Here is a 5,024-nt window from a genome sequence, read left to right on the forward strand (position 1 = left end):
GACGGCAAACGGCGTAACGCCAGCGGCTCAGGAGGTTCAGGAAGCATCTGAACCGCCGGAAAAACTTCTCAAAAAGAAGTTGACTCCGAAGGAGGAAAGCGTAATATACGCCACCTCGCAACAGGAAGCTTCGGCACTGATTGCACCGCTCTTTAACAATTTATCAGACAATCTGTGTGGGCACTCGCAGGATTGATATCAGTCACCTTAGGGTGACAAAAAATATCAAGTCTTAAGAGTGAACACATAATGAAATTCATTATGACGTTTTACACTTGAGCATCGCTGCACTTGTTGCAGCAAATCGAACTTTTAATTGAAGAGTTTGATCATGGCTCAGATTGAACGCTGGCGGCAGGCCTAACACATGCAAGTCGAACGGTAGCACAGAGGAGCTTGCTCCTTGGGTGACGAGTGGCGGACGGGTGAGTAATGCCTGGGAAACTGCCCGATGGAGGGGGATAACTACTGGAAACGGTAGCTAATACCGCATAACGTCTTCGGACCAAAGTGGGGGACCTTCGGGCCTCACACCATCGGATGTGCCCAGGTGGGATTAGCTAGTAGGTGGGGTAATGGCTCACCTAGGCGACGATCCCTAGCTGGTCTGAGAGGATGACCAGCCACACTGGAACTGAGACACGGTCCAGACTCCTACGGGAGGCAGCAGTGGGGAATATTGCACAATGGGCGCAAGCCTGATGCAGCCATGCCGCGTGTATGAAGAAGGCCTTCGGGTTGTAAAGTACTTTCAGTGGGGAGGAAGGCGATAAGGTTAATAGCCTTGTCGATTGACGTTACCCGCAGAAGAAGCACCGGCTAACTCCGTGCCAGCAGCCGCGGTAATACGGAGGGTGCAAGCGTTAATCGGAATTACTGGGCGTAAAGCGCACGCAGGCGGTCTGTCAAGTCGGATGTGAAATCCCCGGGCTCAACCTGGGAACTGCATTCGAAACTGGCAGACTAGAGTCTTGTAGAGGGGGGTAGAATTCCAGGTGTAGCGGTGAAATGCGTAGAGATCTGGAGGAATACCGGTGGCGAAGGCGGCCCCCTGGACAAAGACTGACGCTCAGGTGCGAAAGCGTGGGGAGCAAACAGGATTAGATACCCTGGTAGTCCACGCCGTAAACGATGTCGACTTGGAGGTTGTGCCCTTGAGGCGTGGCTTCCGGAGCTAACGCGTTAAGTCGACCGCCTGGGGAGTACGGCCGCAAGGTTAAAACTCAAATGAATTGACGGGGGCCCGCACAAGCGGTGGAGCATGTGGTTTAATTCGATGCAACGCGAAGAACCTTACCTGGCCTTGACATCCACGGAATTCGGCAGAGATGCCTTAGTGCCTTCGGGAACCGTGAGACAGGTGCTGCATGGCTGTCGTCAGCTCGTGTTGTGAAATGTTGGGTTAAGTCCCGCAACGAGCGCAACCCTTATCCTTTGTTGCCAGCGAGTAATGTCGGGAACTCAAAGGAGACTGCCGGTGATAAACCGGAGGAAGGTGGGGATGACGTCAAGTCATCATGGCCCTTACGGCCAGGGCTACACACGTGCTACAATGGCGCATACAAAGAGAAGCGACCTCGCGAGAGCAAGCGGACCTCATAAAGTGCGTCGTAGTCCGGATCGGAGTCTGCAACTCGACTCCGTGAAGTCGGAATCGCTAGTAATCGTAGATCAGAATGCTACGGTGAATACGTTCCCGGGCCTTGTACACACCGCCCGTCACACCATGGGAGTGGGTTGCAAAAGAAGTAGGTAGCTTAACCTTCGGGAGGGCGCTTACCACTTTGTGATTCATGACTGGGGTGAAGTCGTAACAAGGTAACCGTAGGGGAACCTGCGGTTGGATCACCTCCTTACCTGAAGATACTTTCCCGCGTAGTGTCCACACAGATTGTCTGATTGCTCTTTAACAATCCGGAACAAGCTGAAAATTGAAACGACATGTCGTTTTCATTCTCCGTAATAAGAATGAAATTAACGATATGTTCGAGTCTCTCAAATGCTTACAACAGACAATGTGTTCTTCGGGACGCTTGTGGGTTGTGAGGTTAAGCGACTAAGCGTACACGGTGGATGCCTAGGCAGTCAGAGGCGATGAAGGGCGTGCTAATCTGCGATAAGCGTCGGTAAGGTGATATGAACCGCAACAACCGACGATACCCGAATGGGGAAACCCAGTGTGTTTCGACACACTATCATGTCATGAATACATAGTGGCATGAGGCGAACCGGGGGAACTGAAACATCTAAGTACCCCGAGGAAAAGAAATCAACCGAGATTCCCCCAGTAGCGGCGAGCGAACGGGGAACAGCCCAGAACCTGAATCAGTTTGTGCATTAGTGGAAGCGTCTGGAAAGTCGCAGGGTACAGGGTGATACTCCCGTACACAAAAATGCACCTACTGTGAGTTCGATGAGTAGGGCGGGACACGTGACATCCTGTCTGAATATGGGGGGACCATCCTCCAAGGCTAAATACTCCTGACTGACCGATAGTGAACCAGTACCGTGAGGGAAAGGCGAAAAGAACCCCGGCGAGGGGAGTGAAACAGAACCTGAAACCGTGTACGTACAAGCAGTGGGAGCCTACTAGTTGGGTGACTGCGTACCTTTTGTATAATGGGTCAGCGACTTATATTCTGTAGCAAGGTTAACCGTATAGGGGAGCCGCAGGGAAACCGAGTCTTAACTGGGCGTTAAGTTGCAGGGTATAGACCCGAAACCCGGTGATCTAGCCATGGGCAGGTTGAAGGTTGGGTAACACTAACTGGAGGACCGAACCGACTAATGTTGAAAAATTAGCGGATGACTTGTGGCTGGGGGTGAAAGGCCAATCAAACCGGGAGATAGCTGGTTCTCCCCGAAAGCTATTTAGGTAGCGCCTCGTGAACTCATCTTCGGGGGTAGAGCACTGTTTCGGCTAGGGGGCCATCCCGGCTTACCAACCCGATGCAAACTGCGAATACCGAAGAATGTTATCACGGGAGACACACGGCGGGTGCTAACGTCCGTCGTGAAGAGGGAAACAACCCAGACCGCCAGCTAAGGTCCCAAAGTCATGGTTAAGTGGGAAACGATGTGGGAAGGCACAGACAGCCAGGATGTTGGCTTAGAAGCAGCCATCATTTAAAGAAAGCGTAATAGCTCACTGGTCGAGTCGGCCTGCGCGGAAGATGTAACGGGGCTAAACCATGCACCGAAGCTGCGGCAGCGACACGTAAGTGTTGTTGGGTAGGGGAGCGTTCTGTAAGCCGTCGAAGGTGGACTGTGAGGTCTGCTGGAGGTATCAGAAGTGCGAATGCTGACATAAGTAACGATAAAGCGGGTGAAAAGCCCGCTCGCCGGAAGACCAAGGGTTCCTGTCCAACGTTAATCGGGGCAGGGTGAGTCGACCCCTAAGGCGAGGCCGAAAGGCGTAGTCGATGGGAAACAGGTTAATATTCCTGTACTCGGTGTTACTGCGAAGGGGGGACGGAGAAGGCTATGTTAGCCGGGCGACGGTTGTCCCGGTTTAAGCATGTAGGCTTGAGTTCCAGGCAAATCCGGAACTCTTTAAGGCTGAGGTGTGATGACGAGGCACTACGGTGCTGAAGTAACAAATGCCCTGCTTCCAGGAAAAGCCTCTAAGCATCAGGTAACATTGAATCGTACCCCAAACCGACACAGGTGGTCAGGTAGAGAATACCAAGGCGCTTGAGAGAACTCGGGTGAAGGAACTAGGCAAAATGGTGCCGTAACTTCGGGAGAAGGCACGCTGTCGGTAGGTGAAGTCCCTCGCGGATGGAGCCGAAGGCAGTCGAAGATACCAGCTGGCTGCAACTGTTTATTAAAAACACAGCACTGTGCAAACACGAAAGTGGACGTATACGGTGTGACGCCTGCCCGGTGCCGGAAGGTTAATTGATGGGGTTATCCGCAAGGAGAAGCTCTTGATCGAAGCCCCGGTAAACGGCGGCCGTAACTATAACGGTCCTAAGGTAGCGAAATTCCTTGTCGGGTAAGTTCCGACCTGCACGAATGGCGTAATGATGGCCAGGCTGTCTCCACCCGAGACTCAGTGAAATTGAACTCGCTGTGAAGATGCAGTGTACCCGCGGCAAGACGGAAAGACCCCGTGAACCTTTACTACAGCTTGACACTGAACATTGAGCCTTGATGTGTAGGATAGGTGGGAGGCTTTGAAGCGTGGACGCCAGTCTGCGTGGAGCCAACCTTGAAATACCACCCTTTAACGTTTGATGTTCTAACCTGGCGCCGTAATCCGGCGTGGGGACAGTGTCTGGTGGGTAGTTTGACTGGGGCGGTCTCCTCCTAAAGAGTAACGGAGGAGCACGAAGGTTAGCTAATCACGGTCGGACATCGTGAGGTTAGTGCAATGGCATAAGCTAGCTTGACTGCGAGAGTGACGGCTCGAGCAGGTGCGAAAGCAGGTCATAGTGATCCGGTGGTTCTGAATGGAAGGGCCATCGCTCAACGGATAAAAGGTACTCCGGGGATAACAGGCTGATACCGCCCAAGAGTTCATATCGACGGCGGTGTTTGGCACCTCGATGTCGGCTCATCACATCCTGGGGCTGAAGTAGGTCCCAAGGGTACGGCTGTTCGCCGTTTAAAGTGGTACGCGAGCTGGGTTTAGAACGTCGTGAGACAGTTCGGTCCCTATCTGCCGTGGGCGCTGGAGAATTGAGAGGGGTTGCTCCTAGTACGAGAGGACCGGAGTGAACGCACCACTGGTGTTCGGGTTGTCATGCCAATGGCATTGCCCGGTAGCTAAGTGCGGAAAAGATAAGCGCTGAAAGCATCTAAGCGCGAAACTTGCCTCGAGATGAATTCTCCCTGGGTCCTTGAGACCCCTGAAGGGACGTTGAAGACTACGACGTTGATAGGCCGGGTGTGTAAGCGCAGCGATGCGTTGAGCTAACCGGTACTAATGACCCGTGAGGCTTAACCTTACAACACCAGAAGCGTTCTGGTGGGCGTTATGAGAGACGCAAAGAGATTTTCAGCTTGTTACCGGACTGGTC

General features: G+C 52.9%; 1 protein-coding gene and 2 rRNA genes. All 3 read left to right on the plus strand.

Annotated elements, in window-relative coordinates; genetic code table 11:
• The coding region (locus ACFL9S_RS15760) for a hypothetical protein (RefSeq protein ID WP_405262835.1) at positions 1–196 on the plus strand (196 nt) is incomplete at its 5' end.
• Between the two features lie 117 nt (positions 197–313).
• Positions 314–1,856: ribosomal RNA gene (locus ACFL9S_RS15765) — 16S ribosomal RNA — on the plus strand.
• A gap of 190 nt (positions 1,857–2,046) precedes the next feature.
• A 23S ribosomal RNA gene (locus tag ACFL9S_RS15770) occupies positions 2,047–4,952 on the plus strand.
• Together the 16S and 23S rRNA genes form the textbook arrangement of a ribosomal RNA operon.
• Positions 4,953–5,024: the final 72 nt, after the last annotated feature.

Origin of the sequence: Erwinia sp. AnSW2-5 (assembly GCF_045107195.1) — a bacterium.
Lineage (GTDB): Bacteria > Pseudomonadota > Gammaproteobacteria > Enterobacterales > Enterobacteriaceae > Erwinia.